The organism is Stenotrophomonas sp. Steno-Z10-BAI (assembly GCF_056393115.1).
Window position 1 is genome coordinate 630881 of sequence record NZ_JBWJOZ010000001.1, and the last position, 20012, is coordinate 650892.

The 20012-nt window shown below is 67.0% G+C and carries 13 protein-coding genes; 4 read left to right on the forward strand and 9 right to left on the reverse strand.

Going from position 1 to position 20012, the window contains the following annotated elements; genetic code table 11:
* Positions 1-42: 42 nt before the first annotated feature.
* Positions 43-903, forward strand: a complete 861-nt coding sequence (locus tag AC06E9_RS02955; RefSeq protein WP_478055449.1) for a LysR family transcriptional regulator — start codon at positions 43-45, stop codon at positions 901-903.
* A gap of 108 nt (positions 904-1011) precedes the next feature.
* Here AC06E9_RS02955 and AC06E9_RS02960 read toward each other — a convergent pair whose 3' ends face one another.
* Positions 1012-2868 (reverse strand): ABC-F family ATP-binding cassette domain-containing protein, encoded by a 1857-nt coding sequence (locus tag AC06E9_RS02960; RefSeq protein ID WP_121039187.1) that lies wholly within the window; start codon positions 2866-2868, stop codon positions 1012-1014.
* Positions 2869-3212: 344 nt separating this feature from the next.
* On the opposite strand from AC06E9_RS02960, the gene AC06E9_RS02965 reads away from it, so the two are divergent.
* Complete coding sequence (locus AC06E9_RS02965) at positions 3213-5606, forward strand: TonB-dependent receptor plug domain-containing protein (RefSeq protein ID WP_478055450.1); 2394 nt, start codon at positions 3213-3215, stop codon at positions 5604-5606.
* 242 nt (positions 5607-5848) lie between these two features.
* Positions 5849-7552 carry a YbaL family putative K(+) efflux transporter gene (gene ybaL, locus AC06E9_RS02970; protein ID WP_088433889.1) on the forward strand — a complete coding sequence of 568 codons (1704 nt, stop codon included), beginning with the start codon at positions 5849-5851 and terminating at the stop codon, positions 7550-7552.
* Between the two features lie 6 nt (positions 7553-7558).
* Here ybaL and AC06E9_RS02975 read toward each other — a convergent pair whose 3' ends face one another.
* From AC06E9_RS02975 to AC06E9_RS02990, 4 genes are all read right to left on the reverse strand, one after another.
* Positions 7559-8440, reverse strand: a complete 882-nt coding sequence (locus tag AC06E9_RS02975) for an AraC family transcriptional regulator (protein WP_478055451.1) — start codon at positions 8438-8440, stop codon at positions 7559-7561.
* Positions 8441-8649: 209 nt separating this feature from the next.
* Complete coding sequence (locus tag AC06E9_RS02980) at positions 8650-9951, reverse strand: O-acetylhomoserine aminocarboxypropyltransferase/cysteine synthase family protein (RefSeq protein ID WP_282264007.1); 1302 nt, start codon at positions 9949-9951, stop codon at positions 8650-8652.
* Between the two features lie 124 nt (positions 9952-10075).
* A complete protein-coding gene (clpB, locus tag AC06E9_RS02985; protein ID WP_478055452.1) occupies positions 10076-12661 on the reverse strand; it encodes an ATP-dependent chaperone ClpB in 2586 nt (861 codons plus the stop codon).
* 105 nt (positions 12662-12766) lie between these two features.
* Positions 12767-14083, reverse strand: a complete 1317-nt coding sequence (locus AC06E9_RS02990; RefSeq protein ID WP_282264004.1) for a retropepsin-like aspartic protease — start codon at positions 14081-14083, stop codon at positions 12767-12769.
* Positions 14084-14197: 114 nt separating this feature from the next.
* Here AC06E9_RS02990 and AC06E9_RS02995 point away from each other — a divergent pair, with 114 nt between their 5' ends.
* The gene (locus tag AC06E9_RS02995; RefSeq protein WP_478055453.1) at positions 14198-14908 is read left to right on the forward strand and encodes a glutathione S-transferase; all 711 of its coding nucleotides are present in this window, start codon (positions 14198-14200) and stop codon (positions 14906-14908) included.
* Between the two features lie 20 nt (positions 14909-14928).
* Here AC06E9_RS02995 and AC06E9_RS03000 read toward each other — a convergent pair whose 3' ends face one another.
* The 4 genes from AC06E9_RS03000 to AC06E9_RS03015 all read right to left on the reverse strand — a co-directional run bounded on the left by AC06E9_RS03000 (position 14929) and on the right by AC06E9_RS03015 (position 19917).
* The gene (locus AC06E9_RS03000; RefSeq protein ID WP_121039206.1) at positions 14929-16527 is read right to left on the reverse strand and encodes a SulP family inorganic anion transporter; all 1599 of its coding nucleotides are present in this window, start codon (positions 16525-16527) and stop codon (positions 14929-14931) included.
* Positions 16528-16732: 205 nt separating this feature from the next.
* A complete protein-coding gene (locus AC06E9_RS03005; RefSeq protein ID WP_478055454.1) occupies positions 16733-18454 on the reverse strand; it encodes a thiamine pyrophosphate-dependent enzyme in 1722 nt (573 codons plus the stop codon).
* 84 nt (positions 18455-18538) lie between these two features.
* Complete coding sequence (locus AC06E9_RS03010; RefSeq protein WP_478055455.1) at positions 18539-19399, reverse strand: XAC2610-related protein; 861 nt, start codon at positions 19397-19399, stop codon at positions 18539-18541.
* Between the two features lie 35 nt (positions 19400-19434).
* Positions 19435-19917: a DUF3574 domain-containing protein gene (locus AC06E9_RS03015; RefSeq protein WP_152151863.1), complete on the reverse strand. Its 483-nt coding sequence runs from the start codon at positions 19915-19917 to the stop codon at positions 19435-19437.
* Positions 19918-20012: the final 95 nt, after the last annotated feature.

Here is a 20012-nt window from a genome sequence, read left to right on the forward strand (position 1 = left end):
TGCGATCATTCATCAACTCAGCTCACGGCTCACGGCTCGCCCATGCTCCGCCCCCAGCTGCCGCTCAACGCCCTGCGCGCCTTCGAGGCTGCCGCCCGGCACCAGAATTTCACCCGTGCCGCCTTGGAACTGTGCGTCAGCCAGGCCGCACTGAGCCATCAGATCCGGGCGCTGGAGGACCGGCTGGGCGTGTCGCTCTTCACCCGCTTGCCGCGCGGGGTCGCCCTGACCGATGAAGGCGCCCGCCTGTATCCGGTGCTCAACGAGGCCTTCGACCGCATCGCGGTGAGCCTGGACCGGTTCGTCGGCGGGCATTTCCGGGAGGTGTTGAGCGTGGGCGTGGTCGGCACCTTCGCCACCGGTTGGCTGCTGCCGCGCCTGGGAGATTTCAACGCGTGCCATCCGGATATCGAACTGCGCCTGCAGACCCACAACAACCGCATCGATCTGGCCGGTGAAGGGCTGGACCTGGCGATCCGGTTCGGTGATGGCGATTGGCAGGGGCAGGTCAGCGATGCCGTCTTGGATGCCCCGTTTGCGCCGCTGTGTGCACCTGCGTTGGCACGTACGCTGCGGCAGCCGCGCGACCTGGCCAACGTGGCGTTGTTGCGCTCCTACCGCAGCGATGAGTGGCCACGCTGGCTGCAGGCCGCTGGCGCGCCGGAGCTGGACGCGCGTGGGCCCGTGTTTGATTCGTCCCTGACGCTGGCCAGTGCCGCCGCCGCAGGTGCGGGCGTGGCGCTGTTGCCGTTGAAGATGTTCGAGCAGGATCTTGCCCAAGGGCGCTTGATCCAACCCTTCGCGCAGACCCTGGACCTGGGCAGGTATTGGCTGACGCGGCTGCGCTCGCGCAGCGAGAGCGATGCGGCGCGGCGGTTCCGGGAATGGCTGGAAACCCGGTAGATCCACGCCATGCGTGGATAACGCAATGCCGGGACGGAGCGCATCCACGCACGGCGTGGATCTACACGGGATGCGGCACGTACCAGCGTGCCGCATCACCCGCCGCGATCAGGCGTCCAGCAATTCCATCCACGTCTGCTCGGCCTTGCTGAGCAGGGTGGCGGTCGCTTCGCGGTCACGGCCAAGCACCGCCATGCGGGTCGCATCGGCGTAGTTGGAAGGATCGGCCAGCTGGCGGTCCAGATCGGCCAGCAGCGCTTCCAGCTCGCCCACCTTGGCTTCGGCAGCGGCCAGCTTGTGCGGGTTGGCCGGCTTGCGCGCGGGCAGCGGCGGAGTCGGCGGCGCCGGCTCCGGGGCGGCCGCGGCCATCTTCTGCTTGGTGCCCTGCGCGGCCGGACGCGAACGCAGCCACGCCGCGTAGGCATCCAGATCGCCGTCGAACGGTTCGACCACGCCATCGGCCACACGCCAGAACGTGTCGCAGACCAGACCGATCAGATGGCGGTCATGCGAGACCATCACGATCGCGCCTTCGAAGTCGGCCAACGCTTCGGCCAGCGCTTCGCGCATTTCCAGATCCAAGTGGTTGGTCGGTTCGTCGAGCAGCAGCACGTTCGGCTGCTGGTAGGCGATCAGTGCCAGGGCCAGACGCGCACGTTCGCCGCCGGAGAAGCCGTCCACCGGTTCAAACGCGCGGTCGCCAGCGAAGTTCCACTTGCCGAGGAAATCGCGGAAGGACTGGTTCGGTGCATCCGGGGCCAAATCGCGGAAGTGCTCCATCGGCGACTGCCCTTCGTGCAGCGACTCCACCGTGTGCTGGGCGAAATACCCGATGCGCAGGTCCGGATGCGCGGCACGCTCGCCGCTGATCGGGTCCAGTTCGCCCACCAGGGTCTTCACCAGGGTGGTCTTACCGGCACCGTTCGGGCCGAGCAGACCGATGCGCTGGCCGGCTTCCAGGCCGAAGCCCACGTTGTGCAGGATCACCGAATCGGCGCCGTAACCGGCCTCGACATGGTTCAGGCGGATCAGCGAGAACGGCAGTTTGGCCGGCGGCGCGAACTCGATGCGGAACTCGCGCTCGGCACGCACCGCTTCGGTGCCGGCCAGCTTGGCCAGGCGCTTCATGCGGCTCTGCGCCTGCGCGGCCTTGCTGGCCTGCGCCTTGAAGCGATCGATGAAGCTCTGCAGATGCGCGCGCTCGGCCTGTTCCTTGTCGTGGGCGAGCTGCTGCTGGCGCAGCTGTTCGGCGCGCTGGCGCTCGAAATCGGTATAGCCGCCGACGTACAGCTTGGCACCGCCCCCGTGCAGATGCAGGGTATGGGTGGCCACGTTGTCCAGGAACTCGCGGTCATGCGAGATCAGCAGCAGGGTGCCCGGGTACTTGAGCAGCCACTGTTCCAGCCAGAACACGGCGTCCAGATCCAGATGGTTGGTCGGTTCGTCGAGCAGCAGCAGGTCGCTGGGCATCATCAGCGCGCGCGCCAGGTTCAGGCGCACGCGCCAGCCGCCAGAGAACGAGGAGACCGCGCGCGAGTGGGTCTCGGCCGGGAAGCCCAGGCCGTGCAGCAGCTTGCCGGCGCGCGCTTCGGCGTCATACGCGCCGATCTCGGCCATACGCTGGTGGGCGGTGGCCACCGCTTCCCAGTCTTCACGCGCCGCGGCCTCCGCCTCTTCACGCATGACGGCGGCCACCTCGGTGTCGCCCTCCAGCACGAACTGCAGCGCCGGATCGGGCAGCGACGGGGTTTCCTGGGCCACGCTGGCGATGCGGATCTTGCCGGGCAGATCGACGTCGCCCTTGTCCGCCTCCAGCTCGCCCTTCACGGCGGCGAACAGGCTGGACTTGCCGGCGCCATTGCGGCCGACCACGCCGACGCGGTACCCCGCATGCAGGGTCAGGTCGACGTTGGACAACAGCAGCCGCTCGCCACGGCGCAAGGCGAAGTTACGAAGGGAAATCATCTTGGGGGTCCATATAACGGAATGGAATGTGCTCGTGAGCACCTTTCCTGCGACGTAATTCTAGCGTTAACGAATACTTGACGCGCCCCGGGATGCGCGGCAGGCCTCGTTTCTCTCTCCCACGACCCTGCCTGCGCTTCCCCGGGACCCTCCTGTCGAATCGAACGCCCCACGTAAATGGTTGCTTCTGCAACGTTTTTTACGAAAACGGCGAAAATTTGACAAGCGATGAATATCCCGTTAATCCGTCTATTGCGCACCGCAACAACCGCCTTCGCTGACCCGATCCTCGATGTCGTGATGTCGCTTTGGTGCAGCACCGTCACTACCGGAGCCACATCCTGATGAACCGCAAGACCAGTACGCTCGCCGCCGCCGTAGCTGTCGCGCTCGGTATGTCCAGCTTCGCCGCCACCGCCCAGGACGCCCCTGCCCGCACCGCGGCCAACACCCTGGACACCATCATCGTCACCGGCACCCGCGTGGCCGACCGCACCGTGGCCGAGTCCCAGTCGCCGATCGACATCATCACCCCCGAGGCGCTGCAGTCCACCGGCACCACCGAGCTGGCCACCGCGCTGGCCCGCGCCCTGCCCTCGCTGAACTTCCCGCGCCCGGCGCTGACCGATGGCACCAGCGGCATCCGCCCGGCGCAGCTGCGCGGCCTCTCCCCGGACCAGGTGCTGGTGCTGGTCAACGGCAAGCGCCGCCACACCTCCGCGCAGATCAACGTCAACGGCAGCATCGGCCGTGGCTCGTCGGCCGTGGACATCAACGCGATTCCGATCGCCTCGATCGAGCGGGTGGAAGTGCTGCGCGACGGCGCCTCGGCGCAGTACGGCTCGGACGCCATCGCCGGTGTGATCAACATCGTGCTCAAGGGGTCCTCCTCCGGCGGCAGCCTGGCGCTGGATGCCGGCCAGTACTCGGCCGGTGACGGCAACAAATACCAGCTCTCCGGCGACACCGGTATCGGCTTCGCCGACGGCCGCGGCAGCGTGCATGTGGCCGGCCAGATCGTCCAGCAGGACGAGAGCAACCGCGCCGGCCCCTACCAGGGCACCGCGCCCAACACGGGCAACTTCCCGAACATCGGCCAGACCACCTTCGTGGTCGGTGACCCGCAGGTGGATGCTACCGCGGCCTCGGCCAATGCCAGCTTCCAGTTCAGCGACCACGTCTCGGCCTACGCCACCGCGATGGCCAGCAACCGCGACATCACCTCGTTCGCGTTCTACCGCTCGCGCAACAACAGCAACCAGGGCGCGCTGCTGGCGCAGACCTACCCGGACGGCTTCGTGCCGGAGATCAATCAGTACTCCAAGGACCGCTCGCTGGTCGCCGGGGTCAAGGGCGATACGGACAGCGGCTGGAACTGGGACGTCAGCTACAACTACGGCGCCAACAAGATCGATTTCCACACCCGCAACAGCATCAACTACGCGCTCGGCGTGAACAGCCCGCGCTCGTTCTACGATGGCGCGCTGGAGTACACCCAGAACATCGTCAATGCCGATGTGACCAAGACCCTGGACTGGGGCCTGGCCTACCCGGTCACGCTGTCCTTCGGCGGTGAATACCGCAAGGAAAAGTGGGAGCAGTCCGCCGGTGAACTGAACTCCTATACCGGCAGCGGTGCGCAGGGCTTCGGCGGCTTCACCCCACTCAACGCGGTGGATGCCGACCGCGACAACTACGCCGTCTATGCCGGCCTGGAAGCCGACCTCACCGACAAGTTCTCCGCCGGTGTGACCGGCCGCTATGAGGATTACTCGGACTTCGGCGACAAGTTCTCCGGCAAGCTCTCCGCGCGCTATGCCTTCACCGACAAGGTCGCCCTGCGCGCCACCGCCTCCAGCGGCTTCCGCGCGCCATCGCTGGCCCAGCAGAGCTACCAGGCGGTGACCAGCACGATCATCAACGGCGTGTTCGTCGAACGCGGCACCTTCCCGACCACCAGCCCTGCCGCGCAGGCCCTGGGCGCCAGCCCGCTGAAGGCCGAAAGCTCGACCTCCTACAGCCTGGGTCTGGTGCTGCAGCCGGTGGATCGCCTGTACCTGACCGTGGATGCGTACCAGATCGACATCGACGACCGCATCGTCTTGTCGACCAACATCACCACCAATGCCGCCGCCAATGCGCTGCTGGCCAACCTGGGTCTGCCGGGCGTCACCGCGTTCTCCTACTTCACCAACGGCGTGGACACCCGCACCCGCGGTGTGGATGCGGTCTCCAGTTACACGATTCCCTTCGCCGCCAGCTCGCTGGAGCTGACCGCCGCCTACAGCTACAACGAGACCGAGGTGAAGAAGTTCATCGCCTCGCCGGCGGTGTTCGGCGCGCTGGGCATCACCCAATCGCTGATCGGCCGCGACGAGATCGGCCGCATCGAGGACAGCTACCCGCGCGACAAGACCATCCTCAGCGGCACCTGGCGTTCGGACCGCTGGGACCTGAACCTGGCCGCCACCCGCTACGGCTCGTTCACGGTGCGCAACTCGGCTACCGCCCTGCGCGACCAGACCTACGACGCCTCGTGGGTGCTCGATGCCTCGGCCAGCTACAAGCCGAGCGAGAACTGGACCCTTACCCTGGGCGCGGACAACATCCTGGACGAGTACCCGGACCGCACCGTGGACCTGCAGAACTCCACCTGGGGCATGCTGCCGTACAGCAACTACTCGCCGTATGGGTTCAACGGCGCCTATGTGTACGGTCGCGTGACCTACAAGTGGTAACCCAAGGTAGTGCCGGCCGCTAGCCGGCAACCTCCTGATAAACCCCATGCCCCGGTTCGCCGGGGCATGTGCGTTCTGGCCGCAGGAAACCGGGATTCCGCGCATTCACCGTTCAACCTACGGGCTGTCCCGGACAGCACATGACCTGACCACGGGGACATAGCAGCATTGCGGCCATCGATGTTTGCCCGGACCGGCCGCATCGGTGAAAATCGGGGCACCCCCCCTCTTTGCGAGCCCCGATGCACCATGACACCGACCTGATCAACATCGTTGCCGTTGGCCTTGGGCTCGCCTTCATTTTCGGCGCGCTGGCCAACAAGCTGCGTTTGTCTCCCCTGGTCGGTTATCTGATTGCAGGCATCTGCGTAGGTCCGTTCACCCCCGGCTTCGTCGCCGACCAGGCACTGGCCAACCAGCTGGCCGAGATCGGGGTGATGCTGCTGATGTTCGGGGTCGGCCTGCATTTCTCGCTCAAAGACCTGATGGAGGTCAAAGCGATCGCCATCCCGGGTGCGATCGGCCAGATCCTGGTCGCTACCCTGCTCGGTTGGGGCCTGGCGGCGTTGATGGGCTGGCCGGTGATCTATGGCGTGGTATTCGGTTTCTCGCTGGCCACCGCCAGTACCGTGGTGCTGCTGCGCGCGATGGAAGAACGGCGCCTGCTGGAAACCACGCGCGGCAAGATCGCCATCGGCTGGCTGATCGTGGAAGACCTGGCCTGCGTCCTGGCGCTGGTGATGATGCCGGTCCTGGCCGGCGTGTTCGGGCCCGATGCGGCCAATGAAACCCATACCGTCGGCAGCGTGCTGGCCAGCATCGGCTGGACCTTCGTGCAGCTGGGCCTGTTCGTGGCGGTGATGCTGGTGGTCGGGCGCCGGGTGATTCCGTGGATCCTGGAGCGCATCGCCGGCACCGGTTCGCGCGAGCTGTTCACCCTGGCCGTGCTGGCCATCGCACTGGGCGTGGCGTTCGGCTCGGCGATGCTGTTCGGCGTGTCGTTCGCACTCGGCGCGTTCTTCGCCGGCATGCTGCTCAACGAATCCGAACTGAGCCACAAAGCCGCCAATGATTCACTGCCGCTGCGCGATGCGTTCGCGGTGCTGTTCTTCGTCTCGGTCGGCATGCTGTTCAACCCGGCCATCCTGATCGAACACCCGTGGCAGGTCCTGGCCACCGCGGCGATCATCATGTTCGGCAAATCCGCCGCTGCGTTCGTGATCGTGCGCGCGTTCGGCCATCCGACCGGTACCGCACTGACGATTTCCGCCAGCCTGGCGCAGATCGGCGAATTCGCCTTCATCATTGCCGGCCTCGGCGTGACGCTGGGGATCCTGCCGCCGACCGGTCAGGCGCTGGTGCTGGCCGGTGCGCTGATCTCGATCATGCTCAACCCGCTGGTGTTCGGCCTGCTCGACCGCTGGCTGCTGAAGCATCAGGAAACCGCTCCCACCACGGTGGAGACGGAATTGCCGCCGGGCCCGTCGCTGGACCTGCACGACCATGCCATCGTGATCGGCTACGGCCGCGTCGGCAGCGCGCTGGCGCAGGTACTGCGCGACCGGGGCGTGCCGGTGATGATCATCGACGACAACAAGGAACACGTCGCCGAAGCACACGCGGCCGGCCTGCCCGGTATCCGCGGCAGTGCCGCCTCCGACCGCGTGCTGGCCGAAGCGCATCCCGAGCGCGCCAAGATCGCCGTGCTGGCGATTCCGCAGCCGCTGGAAGCCGGTGAAACGCTGGCCAAGCTGCGCGCGCTCAACCCCGGCCTGACCCTGCTGGCAAGGGCGCATAGCGATGCCGAGGTGAAGCACCTGCTCGCCCACGGTGCCGATGGCACGGTGATGGCCGAGCGCGAACTGGCTTACTCGCTGGCCGAGATGGTGATGTCCACCCCGCCGTACCGCACGATGGGGCAGCAGCACAGCATTCCAGTGGTGTGAGGGGCGCTACGCGACCGGCACGCAGATATCCGCACGCAGGATCGCCTCAGGGACCTCTTCCGGATCGTCGAGGTAGTGGTAATACAGCTCGACGTCGCGCAGCGTGTGGCCGCTCTCGGGCAGCCAGTCGCGCAGCAGCGCATCGGTGGCGGCCTCCAGCCCTGCGTAACTGCCCACATGGCGCAGCACGGCATACGTGCCACCGCCCAGCGTCAGCGTACGCAGCGGGGCTGGTAGCGCCTGCGGCGTGCGCCCGAATCCCATTGCGCAATCGAACACGCATTCCTGCGCCGGCGCGTCGCGGTGGTCCGTCCGTGCGATGCCGACCAGCTGCTGCAACTGTTCGGCCCATCCCTGCTCCGCCGCCCAGGTGAAGATCTCGCCGAAGGCCTGATCCAGATCATCGAAGGCCCCTTGCGTGCGCAGCGCCACCACATCGAAAGGCTCCAGCGTGGTCACCGTAACTTGCAACGGCACCGTCCCGTCCGCGTGATCGCCCGCCGGCAGCGACAGCCGCTGCTGCCAGTGGCTGCGCAGCCCGGCATCCTCACGCAACGTGCTCGGCGTGGCATCCAGCGTTTGGCGACAGGCACGGGCCAGCGCCTGCGGGCTTTCATAGCCGACGTTCAAGGCGACCTCGGTGACCCGGCTCTCGGCCTGGCCGAGCAGCGTCAGCGCCTGCAGCAGACGCAGGCGCGCCACGGTGCGCCCGGGCGTTTCGCCGGTCAGCGCGCGGTACAGGCGATGGAAGTGGAACGGCGACTGGTGCGCGATCGCGGCCAGTGCCTCCAGATCGGGCAAGGGATCGCCAGCGCGCAGGCACGCCTGCAGATGGGCGATGACACGATCGATACCGTGGCGCTGGCGTACCTGGGCAATGCGGCGCATGGCGGGCTCCCTCTCTAGGTGATGCTCAGCCTGCGCCGTGCCCCGCGCCTGCGCGTGGCCGATCTTGCGCAGTTGGGGGATCGTCAGCCGATCCTAACCCCGCGCGTAGGGCCACGCATGGATTCTCTACCCCCATGGCAGAGAATCCATGGCGCCATGGCAAAACCCCCACGGCGGCCGGCCCGCACCGGCCGCCGTGGGTCCCACCTCTACGCCTTGGCCAACGCCTGCTCCAGGTCCGCCAGCAGGTCGTCGATGTGCTCGATGCCGACCGACAAGCGCACCGTGTCTTCGCTGACGCCCGCCTTCTCCAGCTCGGCGGCATCCAGCTGCCGGTGCGTGGTCGAGGCCGGGTGCGTGGCCAGTGATTTGGCATCGCCCAGGTTCACCAGACGGGTGAACAGCTGCAGTGCATCCAGGAAGCGCGCGCCGGCGGCGCGGCCACCGGGCAGGCCGAAGGTCAGCACGCCGGAGCCGTGGCCGCGCAGGTACTTCTGCACCAGCGCGTGTTCGGGGTGGTCGGGCAACGCGGCGTAGTTGACCCAGGCCACCTTGGCATGACCCTGCAGATGCTTGGCCACGGCCAGGGTGTTCGCGTTGATCCGGTCCAGCCGCAGTGCCAGCGTCTCGATGCCCTGCAGGATCAGGAAGGAATTGAACGGTGAAATCGCCGCGCCGGTATTGCGCAGCGGTACCACCCGCGCGCGGCCGATGTAGGCGGCCGGCCCGAGGGCTTCGGTGTAGACCACGCCGTGGTAGCTCACGTCCGGCTCGTTCAAGCGGCGGAAACGCTGCTTGTGTTCCGCCCAGGGGAAGCGTCCGGAATCCACGATCGCCCCGCCCAGGCTGGTGCCATGTCCCCCGAGGTACTTGGTCAGCGAATGCACCACGATGTCCGCGCCGAAATCGATCGAGCGCTGCAGGTACGGCGTCGCCACCGTGTTGTCCACGATCAGCGGTACGCCATGCGCATGCGCGATCTTCGCGACCGCTTCGATGTCGGTGATGTTACCGCGCGGGTTGCCGATGGACTCGACGAACACCGCCTTGGTGCGGTCATCGATCAGCGCGCCGAACGCCTGCGGGTCGCGGTAGTCGGCAAAGCGCGTTTCGATCCCGAACTGCGGCAGCGTGTGCGCGAACAGGTTGTAGGTGCCGCCATACAGCGCACTGGCCGAGACGATGTTGTCGCCGGCCTCGGCGATGGTCTGGATCGCGTAGGTGATCGCGGCCTGGCCCGAGGCCAGGGCGAGCGCGCCGATGCCGCCCTCGAGCGCGGCGATGCGCTGCTCGAGCACATCGGTGGTCGGGTTCATGATGCGGGTGTAGATGTTGCCCGGCACCTTCAGGTCGAACAGGTCCGCGCCATGCTGGGTGTCATCGAAGGCGTAGGCCACGGTCTGGTAGATCGGCACCGCCACCGCGCGGGTGGTGGGATCGGGCCGGTAACCGCCATGCACCGCGATGGTCTCCGCGCGCCACTGTGATTCGGGACTGCCGTGTTCGGACATATCGCATCGTCTCCAGGTGAATGCCGACGATACCGAACAAAAAACCCCCGCCGAAGCGGGGGTTCATGCCAAACATGCATGGTGTGAGGCCCAACGGTTATCAGGTCGCCGATGCGCGCGGGGCTCAGCCCTTCACGAACACCAGCTTGCCCTCGGCCGCATCGACCCGGATCACATCGCCATTGAGGAACTCGCCGGAGAGGATCTTCTGCGCCAGCGGGTTCTCCAGCTGCGACTGGATGGCACGCTTGAGCGGGCGGGCGCCGTAGACCGGATCGAAGCCGACGTTGCCCAGCAGCTGGAAGGCCTCGTCGCTGACCTCGATGCGCAGGCCACGCTCGGCCAGGCGCTTCTCCAGGCCCTGCATCTGGATGCGGGCGATCTGCTTGATCTGCACCTTGTCCAGCGGATGGAACACGACAATGTCGTCCAGGCGGTTGATGAATTCCGGGCGGAAGTGCGCCTGCACCACCCCCATCACCGCCGCCTTCATCTGCGTGTAGGCCTCCGGGCTGTCATCGCTGCTCATGCCCTGGATCTGGTGCGAGCCCAGGTTGGAGGTCATCACGATGACGGTATTGCGGAAGTCCACCGTGCGGCCCTGGCCATCGGTCAGGCGGCCGTCGTCGAGCACCTGCAACAGGATGTTGAACACATCCGGATGCGCCTTCTCCACTTCGTCCAGCAGGATCAGCGAGTACGGGCGACGGCGCACCGCCTCGGTGAGGTAGCCGCCTTCTTCGTAGCCTACATAGCCCGGGGGCGCACCGATCAGCCGCGCGACGCTGTGCTTCTCCATGAACTCGCTCATGTCGATGCGGATCATCGCGTCGCTGCTGTCGAACAGGAATTCAGCCAGCGCCTTGCACAGTTCGGTCTTGCCCACGCCGGTCGGCCCCAGGAACAGGAACGAGCCGCTCGGGCGATCCGGATCGGACAGGCCCGCACGCGAACGCCGCACCGCATCGGACACCACCTTGATCGCCTCTTCCTGGCCGACCACGCGGTTGTGCAGCATGTCTTCCATGCGCAGCAGCTTGTCGCGCTCGCCTTCCAGCATGCGGTTGACCGGAATGCCGGTCCAGCGCGAAACCACTTCGGCGATTTCCTCGGCGGTGACCCGATCCTGCACCAGCTTGAACTCGCTGGTTTCCACTTCCTGCGCGGCCGCCAGCTGCTTTTCCAGCTGCGGCAGCTGCCCGTACTGGATCTCGCTCATGCGGCCGAAATCCTGGCGGCGCTGGGCCGATTCCAGTTCCAGCTTGGCCTGTTCGATCTGTTCCTTGATCCGGGTCGCGCCCTGCAGCGTGGCCTTCTCCGACTTCCAGATTTCGTTGAGATCGGAGAACTCGCGCTCCAGCGCATCGATGTCATTCTCAAGATCGGCCAGGCGCTGGCGCGAGGCATCGTCCTTTTCCTTCTTGAGCATTTCGCGCTGGATCTTGAGCTGGATCAGGCGCCGCTCCAGGCGGTCCAGCTCCTCCGGCTTGGAGTCGATCTCCATGCGGATGCGCGAGGCGGCCTCGTCCATCAGGTCGATGGCCTTGTCGGGCAGCTGGCGGTCGGCGATGTAACGGTGCGAGAGCGTGGCCGCCGCGACGATGGCCGGGTCGGTGATCTCCACGCCGTGGTGCACGGCGTACTTTTCCTTCAGCCCGCGCAGGATCGCGATGGTGTCTTCCACGCTCGGCTCGCCGACCAGCACCTTCTGGAAGCGGCGTTCCAGCGCAGCATCCTTTTCGATGTACTTGCGGTATTCGTCCAGCGTGGTCGCGCCGACGCAGTGCAGTTCACCGCGGGCGAGCGCCGGCTTGAGCATGTTGCCGGCATCCATCGCGCCATCGGCCTTGCCCGCACCGACCATCGTGTGCAGCTCGTCGATGAACAGGATCACCTGCCCTTCGCTCTTGGCCAGGTCGTTGAGCACGCCCTTGAGGCGCTCTTCGAACTCACCGCGGAACTTGGCGCCGGCGATCAGCGCGCCCATGTCCAGCGAGAGCACGCGCTTGCCACGCAGGCCCTCGGGCACTTCGTCGTTGATGATGCGCTGGGCCAGGCCTTCCACGATGGCGGTCTTGCCCACGCCTGGCTCGCCGATCAGCACCGGGTTGTTCTTGGTGCGGCGCTGCAGGACCTGGATGGTGCGACGGATTTCCTCATCGCGGCCGATCACCGGATCCAGCTTGCCGGTCTCGGCCCGCGCGGTCAGGTCGATGGTGTATTTCTCCAGCGCCTGGCGCTGGTCTTCGGCGTTTTCCGACTGCACGGTCTCGCCGCCGCGCACCTTGTCGATCGCGGTCTCGATCTTCTTCTTGTCGGCACCGGCGGCGCGCAGCGCCATGCCCAGGGTGCCGCCATCGTCCACCGCAGCCAGCACGAACCACTCGCTGGCGATGAAGGCATCGCCATGCTGCTGGGCCAGCTTGTCGGTGTTGTTGAGCAGCCGGTTCAGATCGTTGCCGATCGACAGGTTGCCTTCCTGTCCGGAGACCTTGGGCAGGGCCTCCAGGGTTTCATTCAAGCGTTCGCGCAATACCGGCACGTTGACGCCGGCCTGGGCCAGCAGCGGGCGCGTGCTGCCGCCCTGCTGGTCCAGCAGCGCGCTGAACACGTGCACCGGTTCGATGATGTTGTGGTCGCGGCCCACGGCCAACGACTGCGCGTCGGCCAGCGCCTGCTGGAAACGCGAGGTGAGCTTGTCCATCCGCATGTTCTTGTCCTCGATGTAAACGGGGCTGGCCGTGCCAGCACTGTCCCTGAAATGCGGTTACGGGGGCGTGTTTCAAGGGTGGATGAGATGCCGATTCAGGGTTCGTCAGGCCGTCGGTGGCCGGGCCAGCAGCGGCGGTTCGGGCGGCTGCGGGACCAGGCAGCCGAGACCGGCGGGCAGGTCCAGTGCCACGGTGTAGCCCCCGGTGACGCCGTAGCCGATCCGCCACGACGAAGGGAACAGATCCGGCGGCTGGAACGCGATATCCACCGCAATGTCGCTCAACGTATCGGTGACCTGCAGTGGCGTGCTGGCGGGCGCGTACTCGATGTCCTCCGCACCGCGCGTGGTGATCACGTTCCTGCGCTGGATCGCGGCGGCCGGCACCGACGAGCGCGGCGCGCCGCGCATCTGGAAGGCCCCATGGAAGCCCGTGTCGACCAGCATCAGGTTGTTCTCGCGGCCCCGGATCGGAAAGCGGACCTGCTGGAAGGGACCCCACAACGAGGAGGTGAAGACGGTCCGGCGCGTGCACGCGGCCGGGGTCTGTGCTCCCAGCAGCGTCAGCGTTTCACGCGAGAGCGTGATCCGCCCCAGCGCGCGCAGCACGTCCAGGCCGATCAGGTTGAGCTCGCGCGCCGCTTCGCTGTTGAACGACACATCACGTACCCGCTGCCCACCCACCTCGATATCGATCGGTGCCACCAGGCCCGCCTGCTGGATATCGCCCTCGACGATGCGCGACACCACGAAGCCCTCGGTAACGGCCAGGCCGAGCGAGTCGGCCAGCGCGCGGCTGATGTGCGAGCGCGGGGCCCCGGTATCAACGATGAAGGCGGCCTCTTGGGTGACCGGCGCGCCATCGCGCGTGCCGTGCAGCGTGAGGGTCACCGAGGGCAACTCATTGCTGAACTGGATCGGCACCGCCACGTCCTGGGCCCGCTCGGCTGCGGGCAGCGCGCTGCGCGGCCATGTGGTGAAGGACGCGAACGCCGGCCGGGTGACATCGGGCACTTCATCGCCGGCCCTGAGCATCGGCAGGATGGTGCGCTGGTAGTCCTCGCGCACGCGCAGCATCAGGCTCGCCCATCCGGCGATATCGCCCTCGATCAGCGCATTGCCCGCGAGGGTGGATTCGCACAGGAACGCCAGACCCTGCAGCGCCGGCGGTGCATCCCGGGTTTCATCCAGGCACTGGCGTGCTGCACGGTTGGAGGCGGCCAGCTCGCCACGGACACGATGGTAGCCCGCTGCACCGAGGTGACGGCGCGGACCGGATGCACCGCTCATCTCACGCAACGAGGTCAGTTCCGCACGCAGCACCGCATCGCTGTAGCCGAACCCATCGTGCAGTGCCACCGGATCGGCCGCCACCGTGGCCGGCAACACCGCCACGCACATGCCCAGGACCCACTTCCGCATCGCGTACTCCCATCAACATGCCCGCTCGACCCTAGCACGGGAACCACGCTGCGCTCACGCCTGCTTTCGGCAGCACCGGCGATGCTGGAGGTCGGTTCCATACGGAGTGGCGGCATGCATTACGAACTGTATTACTGGACCGGCATCCAGGGCCGCGGCGAGTTCGTGCGGCTGGCGCTGGAAGATGCCGGCGCGGGCTACACGGACATGGCGCGCATCCATGGCGATGTGGTCATGCAGCCGTACCTGCAGGGCAAGGTTGAAGGTCTGCAGCCATTCGCCCCTCCGTTTCTGCGTACCGGCCGGCAGGTGATCGCCCAGGTCGGCGCGATCCTGGACCACCTGGGCCCGGAACTCGGCCTCGTCCCGGATGCCAGTTCACGGCGGCAGCAGGCACTCCAGCTGCAATTGACCATCGCCGATCTGGTCGCTGAGGTGCACGACACCCATCACCCGATCGCAGCGTCGACGTACTACGAGGATCAGAAGCACGAAGCCAAGGCGCGCGCCGCCTCCATGCGCGGCGAGCGCATGCCCAAGTTCCTGGGCTATTTCGAGAACGTGCTCAAGCACAACGGCGGGCGGCATCCGCTGCGCGAGCATTCCTACGTGGATCTCTCCCTGTTCCAGCTGCTGAGCGGGCTGGAGTACATGTTCCCGCGCCGCATGCAGGCGCTGTGGCCGACGCTGCCGCAACTGCGTGCATTGAAGGACCGGGTGGAAACCCGGCCCAACATCGCCGCCTATCTCGCCTCCGAACGCCGTCTGCCGTTCAACACCAACGGCATCTTCCGGCATTACCCGGAGCTGGATGGCGAGGCATGATCCGTAGCACGACCGGAGCGCTACGCGCGTTCTGAGGGCTGCTTCTGCAGCGACAACAACGCCAGCAACCCGGCCAGCGCCACATAGGCGCCGGTGAACTGCCAGCTGATGATCTTCGGCAGTCCTTCCAGCTGCCACGGCAGATAGATGCCACCGCGCGGGTCCACCGAGTGGATCAGGCCAAACAGCGTCAGCGCCGCCGCCACCAGCAGGAACCCGGAGGCGCGCAGCAGCCTCCCGTCGATCATTGCGACCACCGCCGCGATCCACAGCATCGAGGTGATGATGAAGCCATTGCCCAGGGTGAAGATCACCGCCAGCTCCGGCAGGCCATGCCCATCCAGGGTGGTGGTCATCGCCGCCAGCTGTTCCGGTGCGATCCAGCCCGGGGCCTTGATCGCCAGCAGGTACGCCACCGAGGGCAGGAAGCCCAGCACCATCGCGCCGGCATGCTCGCGCGGCGTGGCCTGGAAGGCCTGGGTGGTGATGTCGATCGCCACGTACACGATGATCGGGGCCAGCACAGCCAGCGGCAGCCACTGCACCAGCCCGGAGATCACGCCCAGCATGCCGCCGATGCCGACGAACAGGCCGGTCAGCAGCGTGTAACCGCTGCGCGCGCCCATGTGCTTGTAGGCCGGCTGGCCGATGTACGGCGTGGTCTGCGCCACACCGCCGCAGAAGCCGGCCACCAGCGTGGCGATGGCTTCCACCAGCAGGATGTCGCGGGTGCGGTAATCGTCACCGGCGGCGCGCGCGCTCTCGGAGACATTGATGCCGCCCACCACCATCAGCAGGCCGAACGGCAGCAGCAGCGGCAGGTAGGTGATCGCGGTCGGCAGGCCGTCGATGAAGCCGAGCGTCGGCCACGGCAGCACCACCTGCGGCGGCACCCACTCAGGCACCTTGAAGCCCGGTGCACCCAGCCCGGCAAGCCCGAGGCCGTAATACAGGATCGTGCCGAACACGAACGCGACCAGCACGCCGGGCGCGCGGATCGGCAACTTGCGCTTGGCGATCAGCACGTACAGCAGCAGGCCCAGCGTGACGAAGCCGACGATCGGCGAGCGCAGCGTTTCCAGCAGCGGCAGGAAGCCCATCAGCACGATCGCGATACCGGCGATGGAGCCGAGCAGCGAGGCACGTGGCAGCGCGCGGGTGACCGCTTCGCCGAAGAACGAAAGGATTACCTTGAGCACGCCCATGATCACCAGCGAGGCCATGCCCAGCTGCCAGGTCGCGATGGCGGCATCGTGCGGCGCCAGGCCCTGCCCTTTGAAAGCCAGGAAGGCCGGGCCGAGCACCAGCAGCGCCATGCCGATGCTGGTCGGCGCATCCAGGCCGAGCGGCATCGCGGTGACATCGTCACGGCCGGTACGCGCAGCCAGGCGCCGGGCCATCCAGGTGTAGAGCACGTTGCCGACCAGCACGCCGAAGGCGGTGCCCGGGAACATGCGGCCGAACACCACATCGGCCGGGAACTGGAAGATGCCGACCAGTGCCATCGCGATGAAGCCGAGGATCGACAGATTGTCGACCACCAGGCCGAAGAAACCATTGAGATCGCCGGCAACGAACCAGCGGGGGCGTCCGGTGGGGACGGGAGCAGTGGCGGACATGCGCAGGGCGGCCGTGGGGAGGGGGTAGCCGATGGTAGGGCCTCCCCGCCCCCAGTAACAGGCGCATGGATGGAACGCCGGGAAACGTCCGCCGACGGGGGACGCGCCACCGCGCGGTAGTGCCGGCCGCTGGCCGGCTCCCGCCATTGCCTGGAGCATCCTGAGGATGCCGGCCAGCGGCCGGCACTACCGGACCGCGTGGGGATCAGGGCTTGTTGAGGAAGTTGTTCGCCAGCAGGTCGCGCACATCCCCGACCCGCCCGCTGAGCAGCGCCTTGGCGGCGTACAGGGCAGTACCGGCCACCTGCTTGGCTTCCACCTGCGGCGGCATTACCAGCTCGGTCGGGCTGGTGTGCACGTCCAGCAGCGCCGGGCCAGGATGGGCCAGGATGTCCTGCACGGCCTGCTCCAGGTCTTCCGAGCGGGTGACCGTGCGCCCATAGAAGCCGATCACCTCGGCCAAGCGGCCGAAATCGGGGTTCTTCAGGTCGGTGTAGTTGTCCAGCAGGCCTTCGACCTTCTGCTCCAGCTCCACGAAGTTCAACGAGCTGTTGTTGTAGACCACCACCTTGATCGGCAGGTTTTCCTGCACCGCGGTGAGCAGATCGCCGAGCAGCATCGCCAGGCCACCGTCACCGGACAGCGAGATCACCTGCCGGCCCGGGTAGGCCTTCTGCAGGCCCAGCGCCTGCGGCATCGCGTTGGCCATCGTGCCGTGCAGCAGGCTGGTCAGCGTGCGGCGGCGGCCATTGACGCGGATATGGCGCAGGATCCAGACCATCGGCGAGCCACCGTCGGCGGTGAACAACGCATCGTCCGCGGCGTGGCGGTCGATCAGTGCAGTCAGGTGCTGCGGGTGGATCAGCTCGCCCTCGCCCGGCTGCTCTTCCTTGGCGCGCGTGGCGAGCGCCTTCTCGCGGTGCTCCATGCATTCGTCCAGGAAGCTGCGGTCCTCGCGCTCGGGCAGCAACGGCAGCAGCGCCTCCAGGGTCGGGCCGATATCGCCCACCACGCCCAGGTTCACCGGGTGCCGGCGGCCAAGATGGCTGCCATCGCGATCCACCTGGATGAGGGTCGCCTTGTCCGGGTAGTACTGGCCCCAGGCGAAGTCCGCGCCGAGCAGCAGCAACGTGTCGCAGGCCATCAGCGTGTGGTACCCGGACTCGATGCCGAAGATGCCGGTCATGCCCATGTTGTACGGGTTGTCGTACTCCACGAAATCCTTCGCGCGCGAGGTATGCGCGATGGGCGCCTTGAGCCGGGCACCGAGCGCCACCAACGCATCATGTGCATGCTCGCAGCCGGCACCGGCATAGATGCCGATCCGCTTGCCCTCGCCGATCAGCGCGGCGATGCGCTGCAGTTCATCGTCCGAGGGGCGCAGTACCGGCTGGGTGTAGTGCACCGAGAACGGCACATCGTGCTTGACCTCGGCTTCGCTGATGTCGGCCGGCAGTATCACCACCGCCACCCCGCGGCGGCTGATGGCGGCCTGGCAGGCAAGGGTCACTACGCGGCGCGCCTGCTCGGCGCTCTGTACCTGTTCGCAGAACACGCTGCAGCTGCTGTACACCGCCTTGAAATCGACTTCCTGCGGAAACTCCATGCCCAGCTCGGCGGTGACCACCTGGCTGGCGATCAACACCATCGGCGCACGGTTGCGGTTGGTCTCGAACACGCCGTTGATGAAGTGCAGGCCACCGGGGCCGCACGAGCCGGCGCAGGCGGTGAGCTGCCCGCTGATCAACGACTCGGCACCGGCGGCAAACGCGGCCACTTCCTCATGCCGCATGTGCACCCACTCGATCTCGCTGTGGTGGATGGCATCGGTGACGTAATTGAGGGTATCGCCGACGATGCCGTAACAGTGACGGACACCGGCGGCCTGCAGGGTTTCAACCACGATCTCGGCAACGCGCTTGCTCATGACATGCTTCCACGACGAGGGGGAAGCGTCAGCCTAGTCCCGGGCAAGTGACACTCATGTGGGTTTACCCGTGGCAGCGCGCGATCACGGCTGCGTGTTCACCCAGCCCAGCACCGCGCCGCGTGTGGGATTGTCATAACGCACCTGCACCCAGCCATCGCGCTCATCCAGCAGTTCCACGCGGTCATCGCGCACCAGATACCGCTTGGTCGTGGCATCACCGGGCTGGCTGTACAAGGGCAGCCGCGCCACCCTCACATGGCCGGAAATGCGCAGCAGCGGCGAACCGGCGCGCGGTGTCTCCAGGCCATCGCCGATGGCGGTCTCCAGCACGTTGCCGTCAGGATCGAAGCTACTCCAGACCGCCAGCGGACCGCTGTCGGCGGTCTGCTTCACGAACACGTAAGGCTCGAGCACATCGTCGAGCATCAGCAGGCGCTCGGCGCGGTACAGGTACAGGCGACCGCCGTCGTAGCGGTACTGATCCACGTACCACATCGGCCCGCTGCGGCAGCTGCTGCTCAGGGTGCGGTTGTCTTCCTCCACGGTCAGACCCATCAGGTCACCGCACTGCGCGCGGTCGTTCGGGATGGGCGCCAGCGCCACCAGTTCCTGTCGCGCTGGAACGTAGCGGTAGACCGCGACCGCCTCGTTGACCATGCCGACCGCGGCGCGCGCGACCAGCTCCGGGCGGCCATCGAAATCGACGTCCTCGGCGGACAGGCGTGCGTTGCCGTCCGCGTCGGTCACCCCCGGCAGCACCTGACGCATGCCCGACGGTGCCAGTACGACGGCAATGCCGCCGTCGTCCTGCAGTGTCGCCTGCACCTGCACGCCGGCAGCCACCTCGAGCTGAAGCCGGGCCGGGTCGGCATCCTGCGCGTGCGCGCACGTCACCGCCAGGCCCATCAACAGCGCGGCCAGCATCGCATCCCTGTGTTTCATCATCGCTCCGTGCAGCGCCACCGCGGCGCCCTGGATCAGAACGATACTTCAACCGCCTGCTGCGCCCACAGCACCGACTGGTGCCCGGTGGCCTGCTTCCACGCCAGGCGGATCGCTTCGATGTCGGCGCGGCGCTGCGGGGTGTTCTCGTGCAGGACCACCAGCACCTTGGTGCGCAGGCGGTTCGGCTCGGGCGCACCGCGGAACAGCCACTGGCCGTAGGCGTCGAACACGGTCAGGCCGTCCGGGAAGCGCGGCGTGACTTGCTTGTCGAGGAAGGCGCGCCACTGCGCGTCACTGATGCCCTCGGTCTGCGGGCGGTCGGCCACGCCGGTTTCTTCGCCCACGCCGAAATAGAGCTCGCTGCGGACCCAGCCGGCGGCGGCATCCGGGCGCGCGGCGTCGCCCTGCAGGGTGGCCGTGGCAGTGGCGGGCGGGGTCGGCGTGGCGGCCGGGGTGGCGGTGGCACAGCCGCTGGTGGCCAGGACCAGGGCAAACAGAATGGCGCGGAACGACATGGACAACTCTCCGGAAACACAGGGACAGGCAGGGGAAGGAGCGTGCCGGACATCCGGGTCCGGCGCAGATCGCCAACGGCTATCTGCTGATAACC

Excerpts from the sequence above, each read along its gene's own strand:
- AC06E9_RS03015 (WP_152151863.1), bottom strand. The coding sequence starts at position 19,917 with ATGTCGTTCCGCGCCATTCTGTTTGCCCTGGTCCTGGCCACCAGCGGC.
- AC06E9_RS02990 (WP_282264004.1), bottom strand. The coding sequence starts at position 14,083 with ATGCGGAAGTGGGTCCTGGGCATGTGCGTGGCGGTGTTGCCGGCCACG.
- AC06E9_RS02975 (WP_478055451.1), bottom strand. The coding sequence starts at position 8,440 with ATGCGCCGCATTGCCCAGGTACGCCAGCGCCACGGTATCGATCGTGTC.
- clpB (WP_478055452.1), bottom strand. The coding sequence starts at position 12,661 with ATGCGGATGGACAAGCTCACCTCGCGTTTCCAGCAGGCGCTGGCCGAC.
- AC06E9_RS02965 (WP_478055450.1), top strand. The coding sequence starts at position 3,213 with ATGAACCGCAAGACCAGTACGCTCGCCGCCGCCGTAGCTGTCGCGCTC.
- AC06E9_RS02960 (WP_121039187.1), bottom strand. The coding sequence starts at position 2,868 with ATGATTTCCCTTCGTAACTTCGCCTTGCGCCGTGGCGAGCGGCTGCTG.
- AC06E9_RS02980 (WP_282264007.1), bottom strand. The coding sequence starts at position 9,951 with ATGTCCGAACACGGCAGTCCCGAATCACAGTGGCGCGCGGAGACCATC.
- ybaL (WP_088433889.1), top strand. The coding sequence starts at position 5,849 with ATGCACCATGACACCGACCTGATCAACATCGTTGCCGTTGGCCTTGGG.
- AC06E9_RS03000 (WP_121039206.1), bottom strand. The coding sequence starts at position 16,527 with ATGTCCGCCACTGCTCCCGTCCCCACCGGACGCCCCCGCTGGTTCGTT.
- AC06E9_RS02995 (WP_478055453.1), top strand. The coding sequence starts at position 14,198 with ATGCATTACGAACTGTATTACTGGACCGGCATCCAGGGCCGCGGCGAG.
- AC06E9_RS02955 (WP_478055449.1), top strand. The coding sequence starts at position 43 with ATGCTCCGCCCCCAGCTGCCGCTCAACGCCCTGCGCGCCTTCGAGGCT.
- AC06E9_RS03005 (WP_478055454.1), bottom strand. The coding sequence starts at position 18,454 with ATGAGCAAGCGCGTTGCCGAGATCGTGGTTGAAACCCTGCAGGCCGCC.
- AC06E9_RS03010 (WP_478055455.1), bottom strand. The coding sequence starts at position 19,399 with ATGAAACACAGGGATGCGATGCTGGCCGCGCTGTTGATGGGCCTGGCG.